Consider the following 1,706-nt stretch of genomic DNA (forward strand, 5'->3'; position numbering starts at 1 on the left):
CCGCCTGTAGCGTTGGCGCAGCGTTCAGCTTGATGGGGATCGGCTTATTCAACGTAAACCGCTTGCCGTTTTGCAGCAGGCGGACAGCCAGATCGTCCACGTTGCTCTCGATCGCCGCCTCGTCGTAATCCGCCGGGGTACCGACCACTTCCAGCGTCATGCTCCATGCCCCGGCACCGGGGCCACAGGTGATCCGGTAGTTCACCGGTTGCAGGTAGTTAACGCCATCCACCTTGGTGACCCCGACCCGGTTGCCGAAATCGACATCTACCTCGCCGCCGTCGTTGATGGTGCACGGCGGGGGTTCGATCAGAGTGCCAGAAAAACGCATGTTATCCGCTGCCACAGCCGGGCCGCCGAGGGCCATTAACAGAAAAATGCTGCCGTATCGCGCCATTGCCTCAGCTCCTTTCACTGGTATTCCACCTTCATGGTCGCCCCGGCAGAAAACGCCCCACCGCTCAGCGTCGCCCCGGCCTGCTTGACCGGCACCGCCTCAAACGTCGGCAGATTGGGGTAGGTAAAATTCACCCAGGTGTTGATCGGCTGCCGATTACCGTTGCGCAACAGCGCAACCCCCAGATCGTCCCTGTTGGTTTGCAGTACGTCGCCGTCGAACACAGCGCTATTACCCTGGATCTGCAGTTTCATCGCATTGTTCGGCGCGTTTTTGCACTCCACCGAGTACACCACCGGCTGTTTCTTGTAACTGCCGTCGATGCGGGTGGTCATCACGTCGTTACCGAAATTCACTTCGATCAGGTTATTGTTGTTGATCACGCACGGCGGGGGCGCGACGATGGTCACTGTTACTTTGATCGTAGTGACCGCCTGCACCTGCGGGCCGTACAACAACACCAATGCCGCCAGCCCACAGCCGGGAAAACACTGTCTAAACTTTGCCTTCATGCTCATTCCCTTAGTCATAGCTGAGCTGGAAATCCACCACCGCCGCATAGGCCCCGGACAGCAACGGCGCACGGGTGCGCTCCGGCGTAATGCGGTAGTTCAGCGTGTTTTGCCCTACGGCCAGGACCAGGGGGCCCCCCCGGCTACCGAGGCGGATATCCCTGCCGCGCTCGTCGGTGATGCGCAACGCCAGCCCGGAAGCACCGCGTACCTTCACCAGTTCCGGGTTGTCAGCATCCGCCGGGGCGATAAAACTGACCGACACCGCCGGCTGCTGGGCGCTCCACAACAGGTTGCCGCTGCGCGTATCCCGGTTGTCGGCCGGGCCGCGCAGGCAGTCGCGCAGGTGCAGCTGCACGTTTACCGGCATGCCGCGATCCCCCGCCTTCGCCAGCTGTGCCGTCGCGGCACTGCCCAGCCACACCGCCTGATACGCGCTCGTCATCTCCAGCCGGCAGGCGCTTTCGGTCAGTTCGCCGCGCACCTGCAGCACGCCGTGGGCACCTTCCACCTGCCCGTTGTCCGCTGCCGAGGCGGCAGGAAGCAGCCACAACAGTACCCACAGGCACAGCGGTAGCATGATCAGTGTCGTCAGCATTACCAGAATTTTCATTGCGGTGTAGAGGGTGCAGCCGTCGATGACAAACCACGGAGAATGTTTATGTATCATTGTGTTCCGCCTGTTGTGTGCGTGAGCTGTTATTTACTGCCTGCTACCGCCTGGCAGCTCGCGCCATTACAGCTAAAAGTCAGCTGCGGGCGGCCGCCGTAGTCGTTGACGTAGGTCAGCACCGGCG

Annotated in this window: 3 protein-coding genes and 1 pseudogene; all 4 read right to left on the minus strand. The window is 61.4% G+C overall.

Going from position 1 to position 1,706, the window contains the following annotated elements; translation table 11 throughout:
• Window positions 1-397: fimbrial protein (locus IFU29_RS22115; protein WP_191935756.1), on the minus strand; the 397-nt coding region annotated here is incomplete at its 3' end.
• A gap of 14 nt (window positions 398-411) precedes the next feature.
• The gene (locus IFU29_RS22120; RefSeq protein WP_244633780.1) at window positions 412-909 is read right to left on the minus strand and encodes a fimbrial protein; all 498 of its coding nucleotides are present in this window, start codon (window positions 907-909) and stop codon (window positions 412-414) included.
• Between the two features lie 10 nt (window positions 910-919).
• Complete coding sequence (locus IFU29_RS22125; RefSeq protein ID WP_191935758.1) at window positions 920-1,522, minus strand: fimbrial protein; 603 nt, start codon at window positions 1,520-1,522, stop codon at window positions 920-922.
• An 86-nt stretch (window positions 1,523-1,608) separates the two neighbouring features.
• Window positions 1,609-1,706: pseudogene (locus IFU29_RS22595) on the minus strand (molecular chaperone); the annotation flags it as partial.

Source organism: Erwinia persicina (assembly GCF_014838825.1).
In the GTDB taxonomy this organism is placed as follows: Bacteria; Pseudomonadota; Gammaproteobacteria; order Enterobacterales; family Enterobacteriaceae; genus Erwinia; species Erwinia persicina_A.